Below are 25701 nucleotides of genomic sequence, written 5' to 3'. Positions count from 1 at the left end.
CACAATGAGTGGATGTCACTCGTCACCGCACTGATCCGCCGCCGTCGCCACCGCCTCCTGGGCCGCCTGGTCCAGGAGGCGCTCGCGCTCTACGGGATGGAGGTGCCCGCCGCCTGCGAGATCGGGCCCGGATTGCTCGTCTACCACCGCGGCTTCGGCACCGTGCTGCACCCGTACACCACCCTCGGCGCCGGCGTGACGCTCTACAACGGCGTGACCATCGGCCGGGCCGACCCGTGGGTGCCGCAGGAGGAGAGCGCGATGCGGCGGGTGGTGGTCGAGGACGGCGCGGTGCTGTGCGCGGGCGCCAAGGTGGTGTGCAAGGAGGGCGTGCTGACCGTCGGCGCGGGCACCATCGTCGGGGCCAACGCGGTGCTCACCCGCTCGACCGGGCCCGGGGAGATCTGGGCCGGGGTGCCGGCCCGCAAGGTCGGGACGCGGGCGGGCTGGGAGCCCGGCTACACGAACGGCAGCAGGCCGGTGCCGCACTCGGGGAAGCGGACCAGCCACTCCCCCTCGCCGTCGGCCTCCTCGGTGGCGCCCGCGAAGCCGTAGTGGATCGGCTGCCCGTCGCCGCTCAGCCACCGCGCGTGGGTCAGCTGCACCGACACCGAGGCCGGGCGGTGCCCGGCGGCCGGGGCGGGCTGCTCCAGCACCAGCTCGTGCTCGGTCTCGCCGGGCCGGAAGGTCACCACGGTCTCGGTGCTCGGGCGGCGCGGGAAGGCGCCCGAGGGGTCCGTCCAGTACGCGGCGACCATCACCGCGAGGGTGCCGTCCAGGCTGCCGGTGTCCGGCCGCACGTACTCCTCGTCCGGGACCCAGCGGGAGTGGTGGCGGATCTCGTCCGCGCCCCACCGCTCGTCCCAGCGCACCCAGTAGCCGGCCACCCGCTTGACGGTCATGCCCTCGCGGGCGACCCGGACGGCGAACCGCGCCGGGCCGACCGGCTCGCAGCCGCCCAGGGAGACCACCGTCACCTGTTCGTAGGTCACCTCGCCGTCGTCGGCGCCCTGCTCCATCATCGGTCAACCACCTTGCCGCAGAGTCGAGTTCGGCCACGGCTGGGACCGCGACCGAGTCGAGCGTATGGCCTGGGCCACAGCGGTCGCCGCGATTGCCCGGTTCCGGCCCGGAGGGCCGCGCTCCGGGCTACCCTGCCCGCCGCATGCCCGCCGGGCGCGCCGCTTCGAGGCGGAGCGGGTACGAAACCGCCCCGAAGCGGGAGGTCGGAAGCTCCGACGTCCCGCTCCGGGGCGGTGTGTGCCAGGTGGCGGCGGTGATTACTCGACCACGCCGGACTTGGCGATCTTGATCGCGGCCGAGGTGCGGCCGCTCTGCGAGCCGAGCGACTCGATCTTCTTGACCAGGTCCAGGCCCTCGACGACCTCGCCGAAGACGACGTGCTTGCCGTCCAGCCAGTCGGTGACGATGGTGGTGATGAAGAACTGCGAGCCGTTGGTGTTGCGGCCGGCGTTGGCCATCGACAGCAGGCCCGGGCGGTCGTGCTTGAGCTGGAAGTTCTCGTCCGCGAACTTCTCGCCGTAGATGCTCTTGCCGCCGGTGCCGTTGTGGTTGGTGAAGTCACCACCCTGGAGCATGAAGGCCGGGATCACGCGGTGGAAGCCGGAGCCCTCGTAGCCGAAGCCGTTCTGGCCGGTGGCCAGCTCGCGGAAGTTGCGAGCGGTCTTGGGAACGACGTCGTCGTACAGCTTGAAGACGATCCGGCCGGCCGGCTCGTCGTTGATCGTGATGTCGAAGAAAACGTTGGAAGCCATGCAGGGATCATGGCACGACCGCCCGGCGCCCGCCGCATGGAGCCCGTGTGGGGCGGCTCTCAGGCCTTCGGCTTGCGGGCCAGCAGATAGGCCTGCGGGGTCTTCTCGTCCCCGTCCGGCTCGCGGACCGTACGGGAGGTGACCGGCAGGCCCGCCGCCCGGGCCAGCTCCTCGACGCGCTCCGGCCGCAGCCGGCGGAAGTCCAGCGACACCGGGTGGCCGAAGGGCCGCTCCTGGCGCGACGGCTGGTCACCGACCTGGAAGGCGAGCATCAGGTGGCCGCCGGGGGCCAGCACCCGGGCGAACTCGGCGAACACCTCCGGGAGCCGCTCGGCCGGGGTGTGGATGATCGAGTACCAGGACACCACCCCGGTCAGCTCGCCGTCCCGGAACGGGAGGTCGAACATCGAGCCGACGCTGAACGGCACCTCCGGGTGGGCCCGCCGGGCCAGCTCGACCATCCGCGGCGAGAGGTCGATCCCGTGCACGTCCACGCCGAGCCGGTGCAGCGGTCCGGTCATCCGGCCCGGGCCGCAGCCCACCTCCGCCGTCCTGGCGTCCGGCCGCTCGGCGTGGACGAGATCGGCGAAGAGCGCCAGCATCGCCCGGTCCATCGGCGTCCGGCTCAGCGTGTCCCGGAAGAGCTCGGTGTACTCGGTCGCGATGGCGTCGTAGAACGCCCTCGTCTCGGTGAGGAAGTCCGGCTCGGTCATACTCCGGGACCCTACCGGGCCGCCGATCCGCCGTAGCGTCGATCAGGCCAACCAGCCGGAGGGGGACGGAAGATGCCCAGGATAGGGGTCCATCCGGCGGCGCTGCTCAGCCGAGCGGCGGCAGGTCGAGTTCGGCCACCGTCTGGTCGCCGCTGGTCTCGCCGGTCGGGCGGAAGCCGAGACCGGTGTAGAAGGCGGCCGGGCCGTCCGGGCCCGGGTGGTAGGTGACGGTGGCGCGGGTGCCGCCGCGGCGGCGGATCTCGGCACAGACCTGCTCGACGGCGAACCGGCCGTAGCCGCCGCGCTGCCCCTCGGCGTCGATCAGCAGCCGCCACAGGCCGGAGCGGGGGCGGTCGCCGGGGCGGTCGGGGTAGAAGGTGAGGTCGAAGAAGGCCATCACGAAGCCGACCGGCCGCTCGCCGTCCAGGATCAGCCGGGGCCAGGCGGCCTCGCCGTACGCGTAGGCCTCGGCCAGCGACTTCACCACCGGCGCGACCAGGTGCTCCTGGTCGGGGCGGACCCGCAGGGCGAGGGCGGCGTCGACGTTCTCGGGGGTGATCACGGCCAGGCTGAGGGAGGGCGCGGCGGAGGCGTCGGGTACAGCGGGCATGGCGGGCATGGCCGGCAGCCTACGGAGCGCGCTTGCCCGCCGTCGCGCGGTTTTCCCGCCGGGCCCCTCGCCGGCCCGGGAACGCCGGTGCCCCGGCCGATCCTGGGATACGGCCGGGGCTCCGGGAGTTCTACGGCTCGGGGCGGGTTACGGGAGGTTGCGGGCCATGACGATCCGCTGGACCTGGTTGGTGCCCTCGTAGATCTGCGTGATCTTCGCGTCCCGCATCATCCGCTCCACCGGGTAGTCCCGGGTGTACCCGTACCCACCCAGCAACTGCACCGCGTCCGTCGTGATCTCCATCGCCGCGTCCGACGCGTAGCACTTCGCCGCCGCCCCGAAGAACGTCAGATCCGCGTCCCCACGCTGCGACTTCGCCGCCGCCGCGTACGTCAACTGCCGCGCCGCCTCCAGCTTCATCGCCATGTCCGCCAGCATGAACTGGACCCCCTGGAACTCCGCGATCGCCTTGCCGAACTGCTTGCGCTCCTTCACATACCCCTTGGCGTAGTCCAGCGCCCCCTGCGCGATCCCGATCGCCTGCGCCGCGATCGTCACCCGGGTGTGGTCCAGCGTCTTCATCGCCGTCGCGAAACCCGTGCCCTCCGCACCGATCATCCGATCCACCGGGATCCGCACATTGTCGAAGTACACCTCACGCGTCGGAGAGCCCTTGATCCCCAACTTCTTCTCCGGAGCCCCGAACGACACCCCCTCGTCGCCCTTCTCCACCACGAACGCCGAAATGCCCTTCGAACGCTTCTCCGGGTCGGTCACGGCCATCACCGTGTAGAACTCCGACACACCCGCGTTGGTGATCCAGCGCTTCACACCGTTCAGCACCCAGAAGTCCCCGTCCCGCACCGCCCGGGTCTTCATCCCCGCCGCGTCCGAACCCGCCTCCGGCTCCGACAGGCAGTACGAGAACATCCCCTCACCACGCGCCAGCGCCCCCAGGTACTTCGCCTTCAGCTCCTCCGAGCCCGACAGCTGCACCGGCAGCGACCCCAGCTTGTTCACCGCCGGAATCAACGAGGACGACGCGCACACCCGCGCCACCTCCTCGATCACGATCACCGTCGCCAACGCGTCCGCACCCGCACCGCCGAACTCCTCCGGCACGTGCACCGCGTGCAGGTCATTGCCCTGCAACGCGTCCAACGCCTCCTGCGGGAACCGCCCCTGCTCGTCCACCTCCGCCGCGAACGGAGCGATCTTCGCCTCGGCCAGCGAACGCACCGCCTCACGGAGCATCTCGTGCTCCTCGGAGATACGGAAGAGATCGAAGTCCGCCGCCCCTGCGCTGCCCGCCATGATGCCTGCCTCGTCGTCCAGTGACCGAAGTCCGATCGGAGCCCGAATCGAGCCTGATCGACGTCGAATCCGCGGTTAACTACCGTTCAGTAGAGATCCTAGGGGCCCGACCTGCGGCTGCCTAGCGTTCCGGGCGTGCAGGCGATCCCGGGGCGTCCGCGGCGGGCCGATAGCATCAGGGCGTCCGTACTGGTCGCGTCCGCATCCAAGGAGAACCCGTGACCCTCCGCATCTCCGTGATCGGCACCGGCTATCTCGGCGCCACCCATGCCGCCGCGATGGCCGAGTTCGGCTTCGAGGTGCTGGGTCTGGACATCGACCCCGACAAGATCGCCATGCTGACCGCAGGGCGGGTCCCGATGTACGAGCCCGGACTGTCCGAACTGCTGCTCAAGCACGTGGCCGGACACGAGGGTTCGACCGGGCGGCTGCGCTTCACCACCTCCGCCAAGGAGGCCGCCGAGTTCGGCGACGTGCACTTCATCTGCGTCAACACCCCGCAGCGCAAGGGCGAGTTCGCCGCCGACATGACCTACGTCGACACCGCGATCGACGAGCTCGCGCCGCATCTGACCCGCCCCGCGCTGGTGGTCGGCAAGTCCACCGTCCCGGTCGGCTCGGCGGCCCGGCTGGCCGAGCGGCTGGCCGCGCTGGCGCCGGCCGGCGAGGGCGCCGAACTCGCCTGGAACCCGGAGTTCCTGCGCGAGGGCTTCGCCGTCCAGGACACCCTGCGGCCGGACCGGATCGTGGTCGGCGCCCAGAGCGAGCGGGCCGAGCGGCTGCTGCGCGAGGTGTACGCGGAGCCGATCTCGGCCGGGGTGCCGTTCATGGTCACCGATTTCGCGACCGCCGAGCTGGTCAAGGCGGCGGCCAACTCCTTCCTGGCCACCAAGATCTCCTTCATCAACGCGATGGCCGAGGTCTGCGAGGCGGCCGGCGCGGACGTCACCCAGCTCAGCCGGGCACTCGCCTACGACGAGCGGATCGGCGGCAAGTTCCTCCAGTCCGGCCTCGGCTTCGGCGGCGGCTGCCTGCCCAAGGACATCCGCGCGTTCATGGCGCGGGCCGGCGAGTTGGGCGCCGACCAGGCGCTGACCTTCCTGCGCGAGGTCGACTCGATCAACATGCGGCGCCGCTCCCGGATGGTGGAGTTGGCCCGCGAGCAGTGCGGCGGCGGCTTCCTGGGCCGCCGGGTCGCCGTCCTCGGCGCCGCCTTCAAGCCCAACTCGGACGACATCCGGGACTCCCCCGCCCTCAACGTGGCCGCCCAGATCCAGCTCCAGGGCGCCCAGGTCACCGTCTACGACCCGAAGGCCGTGGACAACGCCCGCAAGATGTTCCCGTCCCTCGCCTACGCCCACTCCGCCCTGGAGGCCGTGGAGGGCGCCCACGTCGTCCTCCACCTCACCGAGTGGGCCGAGTTCCGCGAGCTGGACCCGGCCGAGCTCGGCGCCGTGGTCGCCGAGCGCCGCCTGCTGGACGGCCGCAACGTCCTGGACGCCGACGCCTGGCGCGCCGCCGGCTGGACCTACCGCGCCCTCGGCCGCCCCAGCTGACGCCCCTGCCCCGCCGCACCAAGCGCCCGCCCCCGCACCGGAGGCGGGCGCTTCGCCGTCCGGGCCGGGAATCCCCTCGCGGGCCGCGCCGTTGCCACCGGCATGACGAGCTACGGCGACGAAGCGACGATCCGCGGGATCCTCACCGGCACGGGCGACACCTGGGCGGTGGTCGGCCTGTCCGGCAACACCTCCCGGGCCGCGTACCGGGTGGCGCAGGTGCTCCAGGCGTACGGCAAGCGCGTCGTGCCCGTGCACCCGAAGGCCGAGACGGTGCTCGGCGAGCAGGGCTACGCCTCGCTCGCCGAGATCCCGTTCCCGGTCGACGTGGTGGACGTGTTCGTGAACAGCGCGCTGGCCGGGGAGGTGGCCGACCAGGCGGTGGCCGTCGGGGCCAAGGCCGTCTGGTTCCAGCTGGGCGTGGTGGACGAGGCGGCCTACCAGCGGACCCGGGAGGCCGGGCGGGCCATGGTGATGGACCGGTGCCCGGCCATCGAGATCCCCAGGCTGGGCTAGCCGGCGGAGCCGTCCAGCCGGGCGATGGTGGCGATGGACGGGCCGCGGTCCGCCCGCAGCCGGGCGGCGACGGACTCGGCGTCGCGCAGGACGCGGACCGCGTTGTGCCAGGTGAGCTTGGCGAGGTCGGCCTCCGACCAGTGGCGGCCGAGGAGTTCGGCGACCAGGTTGGGGTAGCCGGCCACCGAGTCCAGGCCGTCCGGCAGGAAGGCGGTGCCGTCGAAGTCGCCGCCGATGCCGATGTGGTCGATGCCGGCGACCTCGCGCATGTGGTCGAGGTGGTCGGCGACGGTGGCCGGGGTGGCGATCGGGCGCGGGTTGGCGGCCTCGAAGGCGTACTGGCACTCCATGGCCGGCGGGGTGATGTCCAGCGGGTGGAAGCCGTGGGCGCGCATGTTCTCGTCGGCGGCCCGGGTCCACCCGACGGCGGCGGGCAGGATGAACTTCGGCACGAAGGTCGCCATCGCGACGCCGCCGTTGGCGGGCAGCTGGGCGAGCACGTCGTCCGGGATGTTGCGCGGGTGGTCGCAGACCGCGCGCGAGGAGGAGTGCGAGAAGACGACGGGCGCCTCGGTGACCCGCAGGGCGTCACGCATGGTGTCGGCGGAGACGTGCGAGAGGTCGACGAGCATGCCGAGCCGGTTCATCTCCCGGACGACCTCCTCGCCGAACCGGGTCAGCCCGCCGGCCACCGGCTTGTCGGTCGCGGAGTCCGCCCACGGCACGTTGTCGTTGTGGGTGAGCGTCATGTACCGCACGCCCAGCTCGTACAGGGCGCGCAGGGTGGCCAGCGAGCAGTCGATGGAGTGGCCGCCCTCGGCGCCCATCAGGGAGGCGATCCGGCCGTCGGCGCGGGCGGCCTCCATGTCGTCGGCGGTGCGGGCCTGCCGCAGCCGGTCCGGGTAGCGCTCGACCAGGGCCCGGACGAAGTCGATCTGCTCCAGGGTGGCGCTCACCGCGTGGTCGCCGGCCAGCGAGGCCGGGACGTAGACGGACCAGAACTGCGCGCCGACCCCGCCCTCCGCGAGGCGGGCGAGGTCGGTGTGCAGGCGGTCGCTCTGGTCGGCGGCGAGGTCGAGCGCGCCGAGGTCGTACCCGACCTGCTCGCGCATCGCCCAGGGGAGGTCGTTGTGGCCGTCCACCACGGGGGCGGTGCGCAGCAGGGTGCGGGCCCGGTCCAGCGGGGTGAGGGAGTCCGAAGTCATACGCGCTGTTCTACCCCACCCCGCCGCCGGGTTACTTGCCGAATCCGAAGGAGGTGGAGCCGGCCACCTTGGCGCGCAGCTTGGCGCCCTTCTCGGTGGCCTGGTTGTTCAGCTCGGCCTGGAAGTCGGTCATCTTCTCGGTGAGTTCGGGGTCGAACGCGGCGAGCATCCGGACCGCGAGCAGGCCGGCGTTGCGGGCGCCGGCCACCGAGACGGTCGCCACCGGGACGCCGGCGGGCATCTGGACGATCGACAGCAGGCTGTCCATGCCGTCCAGGTAGCGCAGCGGCACCGGCACGCCGATGACCGGCAGCGGGGTGACGGAGGCGAGCATGCCCGGCAGGTGGGCCGCGCCGCCGGCGCCCGCGATGATCGCCTTCAGGCCGCGCCGGTGGGCCTGCTCGCCGTACGCGACCATCTCGCGCGGCATCCGGTGGGCGGAGACGACGTCCACCTCGTAGGGGATCTCGAACTCGTCGAGCGCCTGGGCGGCGGCCTCCATGACCGGCCAGTCGGAGTCCGAGCCCATCACGATGCCAACGACAGGAGAGGTCATTCGGTGATCGTTCCTCGCAGGTAGGCGGCCGCGTGGCGGGCGCGCTCGCGGACGTCTTCGAGGTCGTCCCCGAAGACGTTGACGTGGCCGACCTTGCGGCCGGGCTTCACGTCCTTCCCGTACATGTGGATCTTCAGCCCGGGGTCGCGGGCCATGCAGTGCAGGAAGGGGTGGTACATGTCCGGGTAGTCGCCGCCGAGGACGTTGACCATGACGGTCCACTTGGCGCGCGGGCGGGGGTCGCCGAGCGGGAGGTCGAGGACGGCCCGCAGGTGGTTCTCGAACTGCGAGGTGACGGCGCCGTCCTGGGTCCAGTGCCCGGAGTTGTGCGGGCGCATGGCCAGCTCGTTGACCAGGATGCGGCCGTCCCGGGTCTGGAACAGCTCGACGGCGAGGTGGCCGACGATGCCCAGGTCGCCGGCGATCCGCAGGGCGAGCTGCTGGGCCTCGTCGGACAGGGCCGGGTCGAGGTCCGGCGCGGGGGCGGTGACCTCGGCGCAGACGCCGTTCTCCTGGACGCTCTCCACCACCGGGTAGGCGACGGCCTGGCCGCTGGGCGAGCGGACCACGTTGGCGGCCAGCTCGCGGACGAAGTCGACCTTCTCCTCGGCCAGCACCGCGACGCCGGCCAGGAACGGGGCCCGCGCCTGCTCCTCGTCGTCGACGACCCAGACGCCCTTGCCGTCGTAGCCGCCGCGGACGGTCTTCAGGACGACCGGGTAGCCGGTGCCCTCGTTCGCGAAGGCGGTGACGTCGGCCGGGTCGGCGACGATCCGGTGCCGGGGGCAGGGCACGCCGATGGAGTCCAGCTTGGCCCGCATCACGCCCTTGTCCTGGGCGTTGACCAGCGCGTCCGGGCCGGGGCGGACGGCGATGCCGTCGGCCTCCAGCGCCCGGAGGTGCTCGGTGGGGACGTGCTCGTGGTCGAAGGTGATCACGTCACAGCCGGCGGCGAAGGCGCGCAGGGTGTCGAGGTCGCGGTAGTCACCGAGGACGACGTCGGAGACCACCTGTGCGGCGGAGTCCTGGGGCGTGTCGGCGAGGAGTTTGAACCTGACCCCGAGCGGGATGCCCGCCTGGTGTGCCATGCGGGCCAGCTGCCCGCCACCGATCATGCCCACCACTGGAAAATTCACATTGCCCGGGGAAGTCACGCGGCCCAGGATATCCGGGCCGGTCGGAGGCGTTTACGGCCGCGGTGGGGCCATTCGAACGGACGCGCGTAGATGTCAACCTGCCGCCCTCCCGGCTGAGCCGTTCGGTGGAAGCGGGTAGCCTGGACGGCCAGGTCCTGGTCTGCGCGGTGTGATCATGTGCGTGCACGCAGGGCTCAAGGGGTGTCCGCGACGCCGTGGTCAGCCCTTTCGACCCAGGTGCACATGGAGGCAGTCCGGTATGGCGGCGACCCCAGCTTCGAAACCCCCTCTCGCGCAGAAGATGCGTGGGATCACGGGTGAAGTCGTGAAGTTCGGCATCGTCGGGCTGAGCGGTGTGGTGGTCAACTTCGCCGTCTTCTGGGTCTGCATCAACGGCATGGGCCTGGCCTCGGTCCGGTCGAACATCGTCGCGACGGTGATCGCGATCGCGACCAACTACCTGGGCTACCGCTACTGGCTCTACCGGGAGCGCGACGCTGCCTCCCGCAAGCGCGAGATCACGCTCTTCCTGGTCTACAGCGGCATCGGCATGCTGATCGAGACCGGTGTGCTCGGCTTCTCGGTGTACGTGCTGCGCCTGGACTCGCACTTCGAGCAGATCGGCGCGAAGGTGATCGGCCTCGCGGTGGCCACCGTGTTCCGCTTCGTCTCGTACCGCACCTGGGTGTTCAAGGCCGTGCCGGAGCCGGCCGCCGCGCCCGTCCAGCAGCCGACGGTGCCCGCCCAGCAGCCCGCCGCCCAGGCCGAGCGGATGCTGGCCGCCGAGCAGATCCGCTACGCCTCGGCCGAATAGGCCCCCGCACGCACGACAGAGCCCCGGCGGGCCGCCGGGGCTCTTCGCTGTCTCCGGGGTTTCTTCGCTGGTTCCAGGGGCTCTTCGCCGTTCCCGGAGACCCGGAGCCTCAGCGCACGGTGTCCTCGTGGCTGCGCCCGATGAAGAGCGCGAACACCGGCGGCTTCAGCGAGAGCAGCTCCAGTCGCCCGCCGTCCGCCTCCGCGAGGTCGCGGGCGACGGCCAGGCCGATGCCGGTGGAGTTGCGGCCGCTGACCGCGCGCTCGAACACCCGGTTGCCGAGGTCCGCCGGGACGCCGGCGCCCTGGTCCTGGACCTCGATCACCACCGAGGTGCCGGACGGCCGGACCCGCAGGGTGATCGTCCCGGCGCCGTGCATCAGCGAGTTCTCGATCAGGGTCGCCAGCACCTGGGCCACCGTGCCCGGGGTGCCGACCGCGGTGACCCCGTGCAGCCCCTCCAGGGACAGCACCCGGCTCTGCTCGCGCAGCGTGGGGCCCCACTCCTCCACCTGCTGCTTGATCACCTCGTCGAGGTCGAAGGCGACGGCGGTGGGGCTGCGCGGGTCGCGCTGGGTGGTGAGCAGCCGCTGGACCACGTCGGTGAGCCGCTCGACCTGCTGGAGGGCGATGGTCGCCTCCTCCTTGACCGTCTCCGGGTCCTCGGCGAGGGCGGTGATCTCCTCCAGCCGCATGGAGAGCGCGGTGAGCGGGGTGCGCAGCTGGTGCGAGGCGTCGGCGGCGAGCCGGCGCTCGGCGGTGAGCATCCGGGCGATCCGTTCGGCGCTGGTGTCCAGCACCTCGGCGACCCGGTCGAGCTCGGGCACCCCGTAGCGGCGGTCGCGCGGGCGCGGGTCGCCGGAGCCGAGCCGTTCGGCGGTCTCGGCGAGGTCGGTGAGCGGCCGGGCGAGCCGCTTGGCCTGCCAGACGGCCAGCGCCACCGCGGCCTGGACGGCCAGCAGGGCGACCACGCCGAGCAGCAGCAGGTTGTTGGCGATCTCGTGGTCGACGTCCTCGCGGGACTGCTCGACGGTGACGGTCTCGCCGCTGTTGCCGCGCTCGACGGCCTTCAGCAGGTGGTTCCCGGCCGGGCGCTCGCCCGCCGAGACCACCGGCTGGCCGGGCACCTGGACCTCGACGTAGCTGCCCTCGGTGACCTGGCTCTCGAAGGCGCGCCCGGTGACCGGCTCCCCCGCGGCGAGCCGGCTCTCCACCAGGGCGAGGACCCGGACGGCGGCCGCGTCCACCCGGTCCTGGGCCGAGTTGACGATGGTCCGCTTCTCGACGAGGGCGAGCGGCACGCAGAACACCGCGACCACCACCAGGACGACGCCCAGCAGCGAGTTGATCATCCGGCGTTTCACGCTGCCGCTCCCCGAGGTGTTCCGTTCCACCGGACGCCGTCTCCGTCGGACGACGCCCGGCCCCGATCGCTGACGGGGGTGACTCTCTCCGACGGGGTCAGTTCTTCTCGAACCGGAAGCCGACGCCACGCACGGTGGCGATGTAGCGCGGGTTGGCCGCGTCGTCGCCGAGCTTCTTGCGCAGCCAGGAGATGTGCATGTCCAGGGTCTTGGTGGAGGTCCACCAGGTGGTGTCCCAGACCTGCCGCATGATCTCCTCGCGGGTGACCACCCGGCCGGCGTCCCGGACCAGGACGCGCAGCAGCTCGAACTCCTTGGCGGAGAGGGTGAGCTCCTCGTCGCCGAGCCAGGCGCGGTGGGACTCGATGTCGATCTTCACCCCGTGCGCGCCGGTGGTGAGCTGGTCGACGTTGCCGCGCCGGAGCAGGGCCCGGACGCGGGCGAGCAGTTCGGCCAGGCGGAAGGGCTTGGTGACGTAGTCGTCGGCACCGGCGTCCAGGCCGACCACGGTGTCCACCTCGTCCGCGCGGGCGGTGAGCACCAGGACGGGGCAGCTCTTGCCGTCGGCGCGCAGGCGGCGGCAGACCTCCAGGCCGTCCATCTCGGGCAGGCCGAGGTCCAGGACGACGAGGTCGACCTCCTCGGTGAGGCCGGCGGCGAGTGCGGTCGGACCGTCCTCGCGGACGAGCACCTCATAGCCCTCGCGTCGCAGGGCCCGGGCGAGCGGTTCGGAGATCGCCGGATCGTCCTCGGCGAGCAGCACACAGGTCATGTGGTGATGGTAGTCCGCTCGGGTAACCCCGTAAGCCCTGTGAGGTAGTTCACAGAGCGTGATCGTTATATAAGCCCCCCATCGCACTCAACGAGGCGTGACGGACCGGCAGTTCAGCGAAGATTCTCCACTTGGATCTTTGAACCGAAGGGATACGCGCCCATTTACCATCGATAGATCGAGCGGATCTGTCGCCAACTTAGCGATTCCCACACCTGATGAGTGGCCTTTGTCATCTGATAAAGCCAAATGTCGCCACGTAGAGTGGTTCTGTCCACGTCCGCCGCAACACCCCCGGGCGGACGCTGTCAGGCAAGGAACCACTACTCATGGCGTCTAAGACCCTGGACACCGGCGTCTCGTCGGCCAATCCCAGCGGCAAGACCTTCCTCGGGCATCCCCGAGGGCTCGCCACCCTGTTCATGACCGAGATGTGGGAGCGCTTCTCCTACTACGGCATGCGCGCGCTGCTCATCTACTACCTGGTCTCCGGTGGTGCCGACGCTGCCGTCGGCAGCCAGGGCGGCGGTCTCGCCATGAAGGCGACGACGGCGACGGCGATCTACTCCGTCTACGTCTCGATGGTCTACCTCATGGCCTACCCGGGCGGCTGGTTCGGCGACCGGGTCTGGGGCGCCCGCAAGACCGTCGCCATCGCCGGGTTCGTGATCATGTCCGGCCACATCGCGCTGGCCGTCCCGGGCCAGGCGGCGTTCTTCGTCGGCCTGCTCCTGGTCGCGCTCGGTTCCGGGCTGCTGAAGGCCAACATCTCCACGATGGTCGGCCAGCTCTACAACGGCCCCGAGGACCCGCGCCGCGACGGTGGCTTCACCGTCTTCTACATGAGCATCAACCTCGGCGCCTTCGTCGCCCCGTTCGTCATCGGGACGATCGGCAAGGAGTACAACTGGCACCTGGGCTTCGGCCTGGCCGCGGTCGGCATGGCCTTCGGTCTGACCCAGTTCCTGCTCGGCAGCCGCCACCTGAGCGCCCAGAGCAGCGTGGTCCCCAACCCGCTGCTGTCGCAGGAGCGCAAGAGCCTGCTGGTCAAGGTCGGCCTGGTCCTGCTGGGCGTCGCCGCCTTCTACGGCGCCGTCGTCGGCCTGGGCTTCTACACCCTGAACTGGACCCTCGTCCCGCTGACCGTCGCCGGTCTGCTGATCCCGGTCACCGTGCTGACCCGGATCAAGCGCGACAAGGACCTGACCACCGACGAGCAGTCCAAGATGTCCGCGTACATCTGGTTCTTCGCCGCGGCCGCGATCTTCTGGATGATCTACGACCAGGGCGGTTCGACGCTCTCCCTGTTCGCGGACAAGAAGACCGCCGACAACCTGTTCGGCCTCGGCTTCTCGGCCACCTGGTTCCAGTCGCTGAACCCGCTGTTCGTGATGGCGTTCGCGCCGGTCTTCGCCTGGCTGTGGCTCTGGCTGTCCCGCCGGGACAAGGAGCCGAACACCATCGTGAAGTTCTCGATCGGCCTGGTCCTGGTCGGCGCCTCGTTCTTCATCTTCATCATCCCGATGACGATGGCCGACGGCGGCACCCTGGTCTCCCCGCTGTGGCTGGTCTCGATCTACCTGATCCAGACCATCGGCGAGCTGTGCCTCTCCCCGGTCGGCCTCTCGGTCACCACCAAGATGGCGCCGCGCAAGTACGCCTCCCAGATGATGGGCGTCTGGTTCCTCGCCGTCACCGCCGGTGACTGCACCACCAGCCTGCTCTCGCTGGCCGGCGTCAGCCTCAACGGCACCGGGATCATCGCGATGGAGGCCTCGCTGGCCGCCCTCGCCGGGTTCGCCGTCTTCACCTACCGCAAGAAGGTCCAGGCCCTCATGGGCGACGTGCACTGACGCCCGTCCCCCTGCCTGCTCCGGGGCCGCCGTGGATTCCTGAGATCCACGGCGGCCCCGGTCGTTTTCCGTACGGCTCCCGGAGCTCTCAGACCTCGCGGACGCCCGCGCGCCAGACCGCCGCGGTCAGCGGCACCCCCGGGCGGTAGGCCAGGTGGACGTGCGAGGGGGCGTCCAGCAGCAGCAGGTCCGCCCGGGCGCCGACGGTGACCGTGCCGACGTCGGTGCGGCGCAGGGCCCGGGCGCCGCCCGCGGTGGCCGCCCAGAGGGCCTCGTCCGGGGTCATCCCCATCTCCCGCACCGCGACCGCGATGCAGAACGCCATCGAGCTCGTGAAGCTGGAACCCGGGTTGCAGTCGGTGGACAGCGCCACCACCGCGCCCGCGTCCAGCAGCCGGCGCCCGCTCGGGTACTCGGCCCGGGTGGAGAACTCCGCGCCCGGCAGCAGCGTCGCCACCGTCGCCGAGCCGGCCAGCGCCGCCACGTCCTCGTCGGTCAGATGGGTGCAGTGGTCCGCCGAGGCGGCTCCCAGCTCGACGGCCAGCCGCACGCCCGGCCCGTACGTGAGCTGGTTGGCGTGCACCCGGGGGGTGAGGCCGCGCTCGATGCCGGCGGTCAGGATCGCCCGGGCCTGGTCCCCGTCGAAGGCGCCCTTCTCGCAGAACACGTCCACCCAGCGGGCGTGCGGCGCGCAGGCGTCCAGCATCTCGCCGGTCACCAGGTCGACGTACCCGGCCGGGTCCTCGGCGTACTCGGGGGCGACCACGTGCGCGCCCAGGTAGGTGGTCTCCGGGGTGTGCTCGGCGGCGATCCGCAGCGAGCGCGCCTCGTCCTCGACCGTCAGCCCGTAGCCGGACTTGCACTCGATGGTGGTGGTGCCCTGGCGGACCGCCTCCCGGACGAACCGGGCCAGGTTGGCGTCCAGCTCGGCGTCGCTCGCCGCCCGGGTGGCGGCCACCGTGGTGCGGATGCCGCCCGCCGTGTACGACTGCCCGGACATCCGGGCGTTGAACTCGGCGGTGCGGTCGCCCGCGAACACCAGGTGGGCGTGCGAGTCGACGAAGCCGGGCAGCAGGGCCCGGCCCCCGGCGTCGACGCGCTCGTCCGCGGCCGGGGCGTCGGCCGCCCGGCCGACCCAGGCGACGGTGCCGCCGTCGACCACCACGGCCGCGTCGGTCACCAGGCCGAGCGGCCCGGCGCCCTGTCCGGGGTCGTTGGTGACCAGGCTGCCGATGCCGGTGATCAGGGTGGTGTTCAAGACGGGGCCTTCCGAAGGGGGTACGGGGGAACGGGTCAGCAGTCCAGCGCGCCGATCGCGGAGCGCAGCGCGCCCGGCACGTCGGACACCAGCAGGTGCGCGCCATCCCGGACGACGTGCCGGCCGCCGACCACCACGTGCCGCACGTCCGCCGCCGAGGCCGCGAAGACCGCGATCTCGGCGCCGAGCCGCGGCGGCGGGCCGGCCGTGCGGACGGTGTCCAGCGCGATCGCCGTGAAGTCGGCGAGCGCCCCGGCCTCGATCCGTCCGGCCTCCGGCCAGCCGAGCGAGGCGTGCCCGTCCTCGGCGCCGGCCCGCAGCAGGGCGGCCGCCGTCCAGTGGCCGCGGGTGCGGGTGCGCAGCCGCTCGTCCAGCTCCAGCGCCCTGGCCTCCTCGAACGGGTCGATCACCGCGTGGCTGTCGCTGCCCAGGGTGATCGGGGAGCCGCCCGAGGCGAGCCGGCGGGCCGGGCCGATGCCGTCCGCGAGGTCCCGCTCGGTGGTGGGGCACATGCAGACCGTGGTGGAGGTGGCGGTGAGCAGCCGGACGTCCTCGTCGGTCAGGTGGGTGGCGTGCACGGCCGAGGTGCGCGGGCCGAGCGCGCCGTGGTCGGCGAGCAGCCTGGTCGGGGTGACGCCGTGCGCGGCCAGGCAGGCGTCGTTCTCGGCGGTCTGCTCGGACAGGTGGACGTGCAGCGGCGCTTCGCGCGTCGCCGCCCAGTGCGCGACGGTGCCCAGCTGCTCGGCCGGGACGGCCCGGACCGAGTGGATGGCCGCGCCGATCCGGGCGTGCTCGCGCGGCTTGAGCGCGTCCGCCCGCACCGCCCAGGCCTCGGCGTCGCCGTCGCTGAACCGCTGCTGCGGCGTGGTCGGCTCGGCGCCGAAGCCGGAGGACAGGTAGCAGGTGTCCAGCAGGGTGATCCGGATGCCGGCCCGGGCGGCGGCCTCGATCAGCGCCTCGCCCATCGCGTTCGGGTCGGTGTACCGGGCGCCGCCGGGCGCGTGGTGCAGGTAGTGGAACTCGCCGACGGCGGTGATGCCGGCCAGTGCCATCTCGGCGTAGACGGCGGTGGCCAGTTCCAGGTAGCTGTCCGGGTCCAGCGCGCCGGCGAACCGGTACATGGTGTCGCGCCAGGTCCAGAAGGTGCCGGAGCCGACCTGGACGAACCCGCGCAGCGCCCGGTGGAAGGCGTGCGAGTGGGAGTTCGCCTGGCCGGGCAGCAGCAGCCCGTCCAGCCGGACGGCGCCGGGCGGGCAGGGGCCGCTGTCCGGGGTGACGGCGGCGATCGTCCCGCCGGGGCCGGTGGTGATCAGCACGTCCCGCTCGACCACCGGCCCGTTGTCGTGCGGCAGCCAGGCGTACTGCGCCCAGTACGTCGCCGGGGTCACTGACACGCCAGGTCCTCCAGTACGTCGGCGAGGGCGGCGACCCCGGCCAGGCAGTCGGCCGGCTCGGCGTGCTCGGCCGGGGAGTGGGAGACGCCGGTGGGATTGCGCACGAACAGCATGGCGGTCGGGATCGCCGAGGCCAGGATGCCGGCGTCGTGTCCCGCGCCGGTGGGCAGCACCGGGGCGTCCAGCAGCTTGGCCAGCCGGTCGCGCAGCGGCCCGTCGAAGTCCACCACCGGGGTGTACGACTCGCGGGTCAGCTCGACCCGGACGCCGTCGCGCCCGCCGCGCTCGGCGGCGGCCTGCTCGATCTCGGCGACCAGCGCGGTGAGGGTGCGCTCGTCGGCCGCCCGGGAGTCCAGCCAGCCGCGCACCAGCGAGGCGATCGCGTTGGTGCCGTTGGGCTCGACCGCGACCTTGCCGAAGGTGGCCAGCGCGCCCGCCTGCTTCGCCTTCTTGCGGGCGGCGAGCACGGTGTTGGCGTACGTCAGCATCGGGTCGCGGCGGTCCTCGATCCGGGTGGTGCCGGCGTGGTTGGCCTCGCCGTGGAAGTCGAACCGCCAGCGGCCGTGCGGCCAGATCGCCCCGGCGACGCCGACCGGCTGCCCCTCGGCGAGGTGGCGGCCCTGCTCGACGTGCAGTTCGACGAAGGCGCCGATCCGGGACAGCCGCTCGTGGTCCGCGCCGATCGCGGTCGGGTCGTAGCCGGCCTTCTCCATCGCGTCGGGCAGCCGGACGCCGTCGGCGTCGCGCAGCTCGTACGCCTGCTCGCGGCCGAGGACGCCGGAGGTCAGCCGGGAGCCGATGCAGGCCACGCCGAACCGGGCGCCCTCCTCGTCGCCGAAGTTGACGATCGCCAGCGGCTTGGTGAACTCGGCGCCGCGGGCGCGGAGTTCGTCCAGCGCGGCGAAGGAGGAGACCACGCCGAGCGGGCCGTCGAAGGCGCCGCCGTCCGGGACGGAGTCCAGGTGCGAGCCGGTGACGACCGCCCCCGGCGCGGTCGGGTCACCCAGCCAGGCCCACTGGTTGCCGTTGCGGTCCAGCTCGTACGTCAGGCCGCGGCCGCGGGCCTGCTGCTCGAACCAGGCGCGGCACTCGGCGTCGGCGGAGTTCCAGGCGAAGCGGCGGTAGCCGCCGGAGGCGGCGGAGCGGCCCACCGGGAGCAGCTCCGCCCACATCTCTTCGAAGGTCCGGCTCACAGCTCACCCATCGGGACGCGGACACCACGCTCCGCGGCGACCTCGGCGGCCCGGTCGTACCCGGCGTCCACGTGCCGGATGACGCCCATGCCCGGGTCGTTGGTGAGCACCCGGCGGATCTTCTCCCCGGCCAGCGCGGTGCCGTCGGCGACGGTGACCTGCCCGGCGTGGATCGAGCGGCCGATGCCGACGCCGCCGCCGTGGTGGATGGAGACCCAGGAGGCGCCGGAGGCCACGTTGACCATGGCATTGAGCAGCGGCCAGTCGGCGATCGCGTCCGAGCCGTCCAGCATCGCCTCGGTCTCCCGGTACGGGGAGGCGACCGAGCCGCAGTCCAGGTGGTCGCGGCCGATCACGATCGGCGCGGACAGCTCGCCGGAGGCGACCATGTCGTTGAAGCGCTCGCCGGCCTTGTCGCGCTCGCCGTAGCCGAGCCAGCAGATCCGCGCGGGCAGGCCCTGGAAGTGCACCTTCTCCTGGGCCATCTTGATCCAGCGGGCCAGCGACTCGTTCTCCGGGAAGAGGTCGAGGACGGCCTTGTCGGTCTTGGCGATGTCCTGCGGGTCTCCGGACAGCGCCGCCCAGCGGAACGGGCCCTTGCCCTCGCAGAACAGCGGGCGGATGTACGCCGGGACGAAGCCCGGGAAGGCGAACGCGCGGTCGTACCCGGCCAGTTGGGCCTCACCGCGGATCGAGTTGCCGTAGTCGAAGACCTCGGCGCCGCGGTCCAGGAAGCCGACCATCGCCTCGACGTGCCGGGCCATCGACTCGCGCGAGCGCTGGGTGAACTCGGCGGGCTTGGCGGCCGCGTAGTCCGCCATGTCGTCGAAGTCGACGCCGACCGGCAGGTAGCTGAGCGGGTCGTGGGCGCTGGTCTGGTCGGTGACGATGTCGATCGGCGCGTCCATCGCGAGCAGCTGCGGGACCAGCTCGGCGGCGTTGCCCAGCACGCCGATGGACAGCGGCCGCCGCTTGTCGCGGGCCTCGGTGGCCAGCTCCAGCGCGTGGGCGAGGTCCCGGGCCTCGACGTCCAGGTAGCGGTGCTCGATCCGGCGGGAGATCCGGGACGGGTCGCAGTCGATGCAGATCGCCACGCCGCCGTTCATGGTGACGGCCAGCGGCTGGGCACCGCCCATCCCGCCGAGGCCGGCGGTGAGGGTGATGGTGCCCTCCAGCGTGCCCCCATACCGCTTGTTGGCGACGGCCGCGAAGGTCTCGTAGGTGCCCTGGAGGATGCCCTGGGTGCCGATGTAGATCCACGAACCGGCGGTCATCTGGCCGTACATGGTGAGCCCGAGGCTCTCCAGCCGGCGGAACTCCTCCCAGTTGGCCCAGTCGCCGACCAGGTTGGAGTTGGCGATCAGCACGCGCGGCGCCCACTCGTGGGTCTGCATCACGCCGACCGGGCGGCCGGACTGGACCAGCATGGTCTCGTCCTGCTTCAGCCCCTCCAGCGTGCGCACCATCGCGTCGAAGGACCGCCAGTCCCGCGCCGCCTTGCCCGTCCCGCCGTACACCACCAGCTTCGACGGGTGCTCGGCCACCTCCGGGTCGAGGTTGTTCATGAGCATCCGCAGGGCGGCCTCCTGCTGCCATCCCCGCGCCGTCAGCTTGGTCCCCCGCGCCGCCCGCACCTCACGCGGCCCACTCGCCTGCTGCTGCACCATAGTCCCGGCCTCCTGCGGATGGATTCATTCAGGTTCGACTCGGCTGAATATAACCAAACAATCAATGCGCGACTAGACCCCGAACCCATCCGATCAGCCACGGCCGGAACCGGTCCCCAGGCACGCCGGAACGCCCGCCCGGCACGGCCGGAACGAGCTGATGCGGCTTCCGCTGTACGCGCCGCGCGGCCGAGTCAGGCCGCCGCGCCGCCGTCCCAGTCGATGCCGATCTCGGCGAGCCAGCGGCGGTCGTCGGCGTCCGGGGTGGGCGGGGACGGGGGGCGGGGGATGTTCTGGACGGGGCCGAGGCCGTACTTCTCGGCGGCCGCGGCGGAGCGGGCGTCGGGTTCGATGACGCCGACGTGGACGGCGGACTCGTCGCCCGGGTCGAGGACGGTCAGTTCGGGTTCGGGCAGGCGCCGCAGGGTGACACGGCGACCGCAGGCGGGGCAGGACCATTCGTCGGCGCCCGAGGCGAGGCGGGCGACGAACTTCATCTCGTGGATCACATGCATTGGGCGGCACCCCCTGTAGGAGGGGATGCCCGGGTCCGTGACGGCTACTCCCCCGCCCCGGCACCACTCCAGGCCGCGCTCATTCCAAGAACAGCCCGCGCGCCGCCGCCGACTGCTCGATCGCCTCCAACCGGGCCTCCGCGCCCGGGAGTTCGTCGCACATGGACTGCAACAGCACCCGGCCGAGCATCATCGGCGCGCACGCGGTGTCGAAGACCAGCCCGGTGCCGACGGCGGCCGGCAGCATCAGGTCGGACAGCTTGGCGACCGGCGCGAAGGCGCTGTCCGCCACGGTGAGCACCGTCAACCCGCACTCCCGGGCGACCGTCAGCGCGTCCATCAACTCCCGCGGGTAGCGCGGCAGCGCGAAGCAGAGCAGCGCGCTGGCCCCGGCCGCTCGGGCCTGCTCCAGCCGGTCGGCGAGCATGCTGCCGCCCTCGTCCAGCAGCCGGATGTCGGGGTGCACCTTGGCCGCGAAGTACGCGAAGCCGCGCGCCTGCGCCGAGGCGGCCCGCAGCCCGAGCACCGGCAGCGGGCGGGAGGCGGCGAGCAGCCGGGCGGCCCGGATGATCGGCTCCGGGTCGGCGAGGAGTTCGGCGAGGTGGCGCAGGTGGGCGATCTCGGCGAGCACGGCCTGCTGGTGCTCGTTGCGCACCGCGTCGTCGGGGCTCTCCGGCGCGCCCTGCTCGCCCCCGCCGAGTTCGCGCAGCCGCTTGCGCAGCGCCGGGTAGCCGTCGTACCCGAGGGCGACCGCGAAGCGGGTGACGGAGGGCTGGCTGACGCCCGCGAGTTCGGCGACCTCCACGCTGGACAGGAACGGCGCCTCGCCGGCGTGCCGCACCAGCGAGTGGGCGATCCGGCGCTGGGTCGGCGTCAGCCGGTGCCCCTCGAACAGTTGGAGCAACCGGGCGGAGGGGCCGACGCTGCCGGCCTCGTCGGTGGCGGTCATCAGCGGTACCTCCGGATGGGACGGTTGGGACGACGACTGTGCAGCAGCGCGCCGGCGCCGGCAAAGTCGTCTCGTACGACGGGACGCCTCGCGGGACGTCCCGGATGTCGGGCGGCGGGCCGGTCGGGCCCGCACGGCTCGGGGAAACCCTGATTTGTCCCTGAGCCCGCCCGGATTCCTCCCGCGAACGGATGGACCGGGCGGCCCGGCGGCCCCACGCTAGCCCCATGGACACTCGTCAGGACGAACTGCGGCGCGACCTCGACGCCACCCTCCAGGCCCGCAAGGAGCTCGGCAAGGAGTACGAGGACGCCCTCGTCGACTCCTTCATGAAGCGGCTCGACGCCCGGCTGGACGCCCGGGTCGACCGGTCGGCGGCCGAGCGGCTGGACGACTACGCGCCGCGGTCCCGCCCCGCGCGCCAGGGCTCCGACCGGCGCCCCGGCAACAAGCTCGCGATCGTCTCGCTGGGCCTCGGCATCCCGCTGTCGGCGATCGCGTCCAGCCCGCAGAGCGGCGGCTTCGCCGGCCTGCTGGCCTGTTGGGCGGGCATCGTCGGGGTCAACTTCGCCGCCGCGCTGGGCAATCGCCTGGGCCGGCAGGAGCGTTCGCCGCGGGGCGACTGGGACTGAGCCCCCGTCACCCCGCGGCGTCGGCATCGCCTCAGGCCAGCGGGCCGGTGACCCGCTCGACCGCCCGCACCAGCCCGCCGGAGGCGACCAGTTCGGCGGCGGCCTCCAGGTCCGGCGAGAGGAAGCGGTCGCGGCCGGCGCCGCCGACCCCGGCCTCCCGGGCGGCGGCCAGCGCGGCCGCGGTGGCCGGGGCCGGCGCGCCCGCCCCGTCGGCCTGCTGCCGGATCTCCAGCGCCCGGGCGGAGGCGGTGAGTTCGACGGCCAGGATGCGGCCGAGGTTGGCCACCGCCTGGCGCAGCTTGCGCGCGGCCGACCAGCCCATCGACACGTGGTCCTCCTGCATCGCGGAGGACGGGATCGAGTCGACCGAGGCCGGGACGGCGAGCCGCTTGTTCTCGCTGACCAGCGCCGCCTGGGTGTACTGGGCGATCATCAGGCCGGAGTCCACGCCCGGGTCGTCGGCCAGGAAGGCCGGCAGGCCGTGCGAGCGGGCCTTGTCGAGCAGCCGGTCGGTGCGGCGCTCGGAGATCGAGCCGAGGTCGGCGGCGGCGATGGCGAGGAAGTCCAGCACGTACGCGACCGGGGCGCCGTGGAAGTTGCCGTTGGACTCCACCCGGCCGTCCGGCAGCACGACCGGGTTGTCCACCGAGGCGGCGAGCTCGCGCGAGGCGACCAGGGCGGCGTGCGCCAGGGTGTCCCGGCCGGCGCCGGCCACCTGGGGGGCGCAGCGGATCGAGTACGCGTCCTGGACCCGCGGCGCGTCGTCCTGGTGGTGGCCGGTGAGGCCGGAGCCCTTGAGGACGGCCAGCATGTTGGCGGCGCTGAGCGCCTGCCCCGGGTGGGGGCGGATCGGGGCGTGCAGCTCGGGGGCGAGCACCTTGTCGGTGCCGAGCAGCGCCTCCAGGCTCATCGCGGCGGTGATGTCGGCGGTGGTGAACAGCCGCTGGAGGTCGGCGATGGCCATCACCAGCATGCCGAGCATGCCGTCGGTGCCGTTGATGAGGGCCAGGCCCTCCTTCTCCAGCAGCTCGACCGGCTCGATCCCGGCGGCGGCGAGCAGTTCGGCGACGGGCTTCTCCTCGCCGTCCGGGCCGGTGGCGGTGCCCTCGCCCATCAGGACCAGCGCGCAGTGCGACAGGGGCGCGAGGTCGCCGGAGCAGCCGAGCGAGCCGAACTCCCGCACCACCGGGGTGATGCCGGCGTTGAGCAGGTCGGCCATGGTCTGCGCGACCAGCGGGCGGACGCCGGTACGGCCGGAGGCCAGGGTCTTCATCCGCAGGAACATCAGCGCGCGGACCACCTCGCGCTCGACCACCGGGCCCATGCCGGCGGCGTGCGAGCGCACCAGCGACCGCTGGAGCTGGGCGCGCAGCTCGGGGCTGATGTGGCGCACGGCGAGCGCGCCGAAGCCGGTCGACACGCCGTAGACGGGGCGAGGCTCGGCCGCGAGGGCGTCGATCCGCGCCCGGGCGGCGGCCATCTCGGCCAGCGCGTCGGGGCCGATCTCGACCCGGGCGTTGCCCCGGGCGACGGCCAGGACGTCCTCGGCGCTGACGTCGGCCTTGCCGACCAGGACGAGCGGAGCGTCGGGGGCCACAGCACTGTGCATATCCATATACACCATCACATCAGGTGAATGAAGATATGACAACAGGTGTTCGCCCTCCGGATTCTCCGCCCTCCCGATCGGCCTCCGCACGCACCCCCGGCTACCTCGTCACGAGCTCCGCCTCGATCAGGTCCGCCGCCCGGACCGTACCGCCCTCGGCCCGACCGGCGGCGGACAGCTCCCGCAGCCGCTCGGCCACCGCCGGGTCACCGACCAGCTCCAGCAGGGCGGCGCGCAACGCCTCCGGGGTGGCCTGCTCGGTGTCCAGTCGGCGGGCGACGCCGAGGCCCACCAGGGCGTCCGCGTTGGCGAACTGGTCGACGGCCTGCGGCACCGCGATCATCGGCACCGCGTGGAACAGCCCCTCACTGGAGCCGCCCATGCCCGCATGGGTGACGAAGGCGTCCGCCTGGGAGAGCACCGACAGCTGCGGCACCCAGCGGTGCACCTCGACGCTGTCCGGCACCTCGCCCAGCTCGGCCAGGTCGGTGTGCCTGCCCACCTGGAGCACGGTGTGCCAGCCCGGCAGCGCGCCGAAGGCCTGGACGCAGGCCCGGTAGAAGGCGGGCTGGTGGGTGAAGGCCGAGCCCAGCGAGACCAGCAGCACCTTCTCGGCGCCGGCCGGCCGCCGCCACTGCCCCTGGTGGGCCCGGTCGCCGAAGCACGGCCCGACGAAGCTGATCCGCCGCTCGTCGACCCGGTCGGCGTGGGGCTGGAGAGCGCGCGGGATCAGGGCGATCGCCCGCTCGGGGCGCCCCTTGAAGAGGTCCACGTCGCGCTGCACCGCACCGGCCTCGGCCAGCCAGTCGGCGAACCTCCGGTAGTGCTCGGGGCCGCCGGGGCCGGTGCGGACCGCCTCGAAGACCTCGGCCATGTCCTCCTCGACGCCCTCCCAGCCGACGAAGGCGGGCGACAGCTGCACCACCGGCACCCCCAGCCGCTCGCCGAGCGCCCGCCCGGCGAAGCCCGCGATGTCGCAGAGCACCAGGTCCGGGCGGTCCTCCTCGAACGCCTCCAGCAGGACGGACCACATCGACAGCGCGTCCTCCAGGAACACCTCCTGGATCGCCACCGGGTCCTCCAGCCAGCCGCCCGGGTCGTCGGAGAGCGGCAGCTTCGTCGGGTAGGGGACGAAGGCCGCGCCGGTGGACTCGACGGTCTCGCGGAAGGACGGGTCGTTGACGTAGCTGACCCGGTGCCCCCGGGCGACCAGCTCGGCGATCACGGCGAGGCTGGGGTTGACGTGCCCGTGGGCCGGTACGGAGACCATCAGGATGTGTGTGCGGCGGGTCATGGGCACCTCCGAGGACAGTGGGTGAGACGAGACGTAGCGTCTCGCCTCGTTCTTCGAGAAGACAATACGTCTCGTCTCGTTGCTTCGCCTAGGATTTTCCCCATGGCTTCCGGAACCGCTCCCGACCCCGCCCGCCGCAGCGAGCGCTCGCGCACCGCCGTCCTCACCGCCGCCGCCGAACTCGTCACCGAGGTCGGCTACGGCAAGCTGACCATCGAGGCGATCGCCGCCCGCGCCGGGGTCGGCAAGCAGACCATCTACCGGTGGTGGCCGTCGAAGGGGGCGGTCGTCTTCGACGCCTTCCTCGCCGCCGGCGAGCACGAGGGCAGCCTCGCCCTCCCCGACACCGGCGACCTGCGCGCCGACCTGCGCGCCGTCCTGCGCCCCACCAGCGACGAACTCACCGACCCGGACACCGACCGCACCTACCGCGCGCTCGTCGCCGAGATCCTCAACGACCCGGCGCTGCACACCGAGTACCGCACCCGCCTGCTGGACCCGCTGCTGGAGGTCACCCGCGACCGCCTCCGCGGCGCCCGCGAGGCCGGCCAGCTCGCCCCCGACGCCGATCTCGACCTCGCCGTCGAACTCGTCTACGGCCCGCTCTACTACCGCTGGCAGTACCGCCTCGGCCCGCTCACCCACGCCCACGCCGACCTCCTGGTCGACGCCGCGCTACGGGCCCTCGGCCCGTCCCCGGCTACGCCCGGTACCGGCGCCTGAACCAGTACACGGCCAGCACCACGACCAGCACGCCGAGCAGCAGGACAAGGCCGAACCAGGTGAACAGGCCGCCGAAGCCGCCGTGGGAGGTGTGCCGCGGTCGGCGCTTCTTCGACGCGGCCGCCGCCGAGGCCGCGACCGGGCCCGCGGCGCCCGCGCCGAGACCCAGCGGGCCCGAGCGGCGCGGCGCGGGCTCACACCGCCGGGGGCGAGGCCGGGCCCGACAGGGCGACCGCGACCAGCGCCCGCATCGCGCAGGCCGCCTGGCCCAGCGGGAGGGTGGC

At 72.6% G+C, this 25701-nt stretch carries 25 protein-coding genes; 7 read left to right on the top strand and 18 right to left on the bottom strand.

Annotated elements, in window-relative coordinates; translation table 11 throughout:
* Window positions 1–12 precede the first annotated feature (12 nt).
* On the top strand, window positions 13–555 hold the full coding sequence (locus QWJ13_RS12815; RefSeq protein WP_316523865.1) for an LbetaH domain-containing protein: 543 nt from the start codon (window positions 13–15) through the stop codon (window positions 553–555).
* Here QWJ13_RS12815 and QWJ13_RS12810 read toward each other — a convergent pair.
* From QWJ13_RS12810 to QWJ13_RS12790, 5 genes are all read right to left on the bottom strand, one after another.
* Window positions 459–1022 (bottom strand): hypothetical protein, encoded by a 564-nt coding sequence (locus QWJ13_RS12810; protein WP_316523864.1) that lies wholly within the window; start codon window positions 1020–1022, stop codon window positions 459–461. The two genes, QWJ13_RS12815 and QWJ13_RS12810, sit on opposite strands and share 97 nt — an antisense overlap.
* 258 nt (window positions 1023–1280) lie before the next feature.
* Window positions 1281–1775, bottom strand: a complete 495-nt coding sequence (locus tag QWJ13_RS12805; RefSeq protein WP_316523862.1) for a peptidylprolyl isomerase — start codon at window positions 1773–1775, stop codon at window positions 1281–1283.
* 59 nt (window positions 1776–1834) lie between these two features.
* A complete protein-coding gene (locus tag QWJ13_RS12800; RefSeq protein ID WP_316523860.1) occupies window positions 1835–2488 on the bottom strand; it encodes a class I SAM-dependent methyltransferase in 654 nt (217 codons plus the stop codon).
* Between the two features lie 106 nt (window positions 2489–2594).
* The gene (locus QWJ13_RS12795) at window positions 2595–3107 is read right to left on the bottom strand and encodes a GNAT family N-acetyltransferase (RefSeq protein ID WP_316523859.1); all 513 of its coding nucleotides are present in this window, start codon (window positions 3105–3107) and stop codon (window positions 2595–2597) included.
* A 138-nt stretch (window positions 3108–3245) separates the two neighbouring features.
* Window positions 3246–4412, bottom strand: coding sequence for an acyl-CoA dehydrogenase family protein (locus QWJ13_RS12790; protein ID WP_316523858.1), 1167 nt, complete (start codon window positions 4410–4412; stop codon window positions 3246–3248).
* A gap of 218 nt (window positions 4413–4630) precedes the next feature.
* On the opposite strand from QWJ13_RS12790, the gene QWJ13_RS12785 reads away from it, so the two are divergent.
* Both QWJ13_RS12785 and QWJ13_RS12780 read left to right on the top strand, forming a co-directional pair.
* On the top strand, window positions 4631–5968 hold the full coding sequence (locus tag QWJ13_RS12785; protein WP_316523856.1) for a UDP-glucose dehydrogenase family protein: 1338 nt from the start codon (window positions 4631–4633) through the stop codon (window positions 5966–5968).
* Window positions 5969–6070: 102 nt separating this feature from the next.
* Entirely contained in the window at window positions 6071–6484 is a 414-nt protein-coding gene (locus tag QWJ13_RS12780; RefSeq protein WP_316523854.1) for a CoA-binding protein, read from the top strand.
* Here the strand turns inward: QWJ13_RS12780 and QWJ13_RS12775 are convergent.
* The 3 genes from QWJ13_RS12775 to QWJ13_RS12765 are packed head-to-tail and all read right to left on the bottom strand — an operon-like array spanning window position 6481 to window position 9381.
* Window positions 6481–7689 carry a dipeptidase gene (locus QWJ13_RS12775; protein ID WP_316523852.1) on the bottom strand — a complete coding sequence of 403 codons (1209 nt, stop codon included), beginning with the start codon at window positions 7687–7689 and terminating at the stop codon, window positions 6481–6483. The two genes, QWJ13_RS12780 and QWJ13_RS12775, sit on opposite strands and share 4 nt — an antisense overlap.
* Window positions 7690–7720: 31 nt before the next feature.
* Entirely contained in the window at window positions 7721–8245 is a 525-nt protein-coding gene (gene purE / locus QWJ13_RS12770; protein ID WP_316523850.1) for a 5-(carboxyamino)imidazole ribonucleotide mutase, read from the bottom strand.
* Window positions 8242–9381, bottom strand: coding sequence for a 5-(carboxyamino)imidazole ribonucleotide synthase (locus QWJ13_RS12765; RefSeq protein WP_316523848.1), 1140 nt, complete (start codon window positions 9379–9381; stop codon window positions 8242–8244). The genes purE and QWJ13_RS12765 overlap by 4 nt, the downstream gene beginning before the upstream one ends.
* Before the next feature lie 325 nt (window positions 9382–9706).
* Between QWJ13_RS12765 and QWJ13_RS12760 the strand changes: the two genes are divergently transcribed.
* Complete coding sequence (locus QWJ13_RS12760) at window positions 9707–10195, top strand: GtrA family protein (RefSeq protein WP_316523846.1); 489 nt, start codon at window positions 9707–9709, stop codon at window positions 10193–10195.
* Window positions 10196–10304: 109 nt separating this feature from the next.
* Here the strand turns inward: QWJ13_RS12760 and QWJ13_RS12755 are convergent, their stop codons facing one another.
* Window positions 10305–11558 carry an ATP-binding protein gene (locus tag QWJ13_RS12755; protein WP_316523843.1) on the bottom strand — a complete coding sequence of 418 codons (1254 nt, stop codon included), beginning with the start codon at window positions 11556–11558 and terminating at the stop codon, window positions 10305–10307.
* A 97-nt stretch (window positions 11559–11655) separates the two neighbouring features.
* On the bottom strand, window positions 11656–12330 hold the full coding sequence (locus tag QWJ13_RS12750; RefSeq protein ID WP_030058577.1) for a response regulator transcription factor: 675 nt from the start codon (window positions 12328–12330) through the stop codon (window positions 11656–11658).
* Window positions 12331–12659: 329 nt separating this feature from the next.
* Between QWJ13_RS12750 and QWJ13_RS12745 the strand changes: the two genes are divergently transcribed.
* On the top strand, window positions 12660–14183 hold the full coding sequence (locus QWJ13_RS12745) for a peptide MFS transporter (RefSeq protein ID WP_316523839.1): 1524 nt from the start codon (window positions 12660–12662) through the stop codon (window positions 14181–14183).
* 88 nt (window positions 14184–14271) lie between these two features.
* Here the strand turns inward: QWJ13_RS12745 and hutI are convergent, their stop codons facing one another.
* The 6 genes from hutI to QWJ13_RS12715 all read right to left on the bottom strand — a co-directional run bounded on the left by hutI (window position 14272) and on the right by QWJ13_RS12715 (window position 21159).
* A complete protein-coding gene (gene hutI, locus QWJ13_RS12740; RefSeq protein ID WP_316523837.1) occupies window positions 14272–15441 on the bottom strand; it encodes an imidazolonepropionase in 1170 nt (389 codons plus the stop codon).
* 35 nt (window positions 15442–15476) lie between these two features.
* Window positions 15477–16835, bottom strand: a complete 1359-nt coding sequence (locus tag QWJ13_RS12735; RefSeq protein ID WP_316523836.1) for a formimidoylglutamate deiminase — start codon at window positions 16833–16835, stop codon at window positions 15477–15479.
* The gene (locus QWJ13_RS12730) at window positions 16826–18007 is read right to left on the bottom strand and encodes an allantoate amidohydrolase (RefSeq protein ID WP_316524018.1); all 1182 of its coding nucleotides are present in this window, start codon (window positions 18005–18007) and stop codon (window positions 16826–16828) included. The genes QWJ13_RS12735 and QWJ13_RS12730 overlap by 10 nt, the downstream gene beginning before the upstream one ends.
* Window positions 18008–18024: 17 nt before the next feature.
* Complete coding sequence (gene hutU / locus QWJ13_RS12725; RefSeq protein WP_316523835.1) at window positions 18025–19695, bottom strand: urocanate hydratase; 1671 nt, start codon at window positions 19693–19695, stop codon at window positions 18025–18027.
* 194 nt (window positions 19696–19889) lie between these two features.
* Window positions 19890–20210: a hypothetical protein gene (locus QWJ13_RS12720; protein ID WP_316523834.1), complete on the bottom strand. Its 321-nt coding sequence runs from the start codon at window positions 20208–20210 to the stop codon at window positions 19890–19892.
* Between the two features lie 79 nt (window positions 20211–20289).
* Window positions 20290–21159, bottom strand: coding sequence for a MurR/RpiR family transcriptional regulator (locus QWJ13_RS12715; protein ID WP_316523833.1), 870 nt, complete (start codon window positions 21157–21159; stop codon window positions 20290–20292).
* Between the two features lie 227 nt (window positions 21160–21386).
* On the opposite strand from QWJ13_RS12715, the gene QWJ13_RS12710 reads away from it, so the two are divergent.
* Window positions 21387–21791 carry a hypothetical protein gene (locus tag QWJ13_RS12710; protein ID WP_316523832.1) on the top strand — a complete coding sequence of 135 codons (405 nt, stop codon included), beginning with the start codon at window positions 21387–21389 and terminating at the stop codon, window positions 21789–21791.
* 31 nt (window positions 21792–21822) lie between these two features.
* Here QWJ13_RS12710 and hutH read toward each other — a convergent pair whose 3' ends face one another.
* Window positions 21823–23400: a histidine ammonia-lyase gene (hutH, locus tag QWJ13_RS12705; RefSeq protein WP_316523830.1), complete on the bottom strand. Its 1578-nt coding sequence runs from the start codon at window positions 23398–23400 to the stop codon at window positions 21823–21825.
* A gap of 100 nt (window positions 23401–23500) precedes the next feature.
* Complete coding sequence (locus tag QWJ13_RS12700) at window positions 23501–24694, bottom strand: macrolide family glycosyltransferase (protein WP_316523829.1); 1194 nt, start codon at window positions 24692–24694, stop codon at window positions 23501–23503.
* 102 nt (window positions 24695–24796) lie between these two features.
* On the opposite strand from QWJ13_RS12700, the gene QWJ13_RS12695 reads away from it, so the two are divergent.
* Window positions 24797–25417: a TetR/AcrR family transcriptional regulator gene (locus tag QWJ13_RS12695; RefSeq protein ID WP_316523827.1), complete on the top strand. Its 621-nt coding sequence runs from the start codon at window positions 24797–24799 to the stop codon at window positions 25415–25417.
* The last annotated feature ends 284 nt before the right edge of the window (window positions 25418–25701 follow it).

Origin of the sequence: Kitasatospora brasiliensis, from assembly GCF_032654805.1 — a bacterium.
Taxonomy (GTDB): Bacteria; Actinomycetota; Actinomycetes; order Streptomycetales; family Streptomycetaceae; genus Kitasatospora; species Kitasatospora brasiliensis.
Note: the sequence above shows the minus strand (reverse complement) of the source record. Positions and strands in the feature narration are given on the sequence as shown.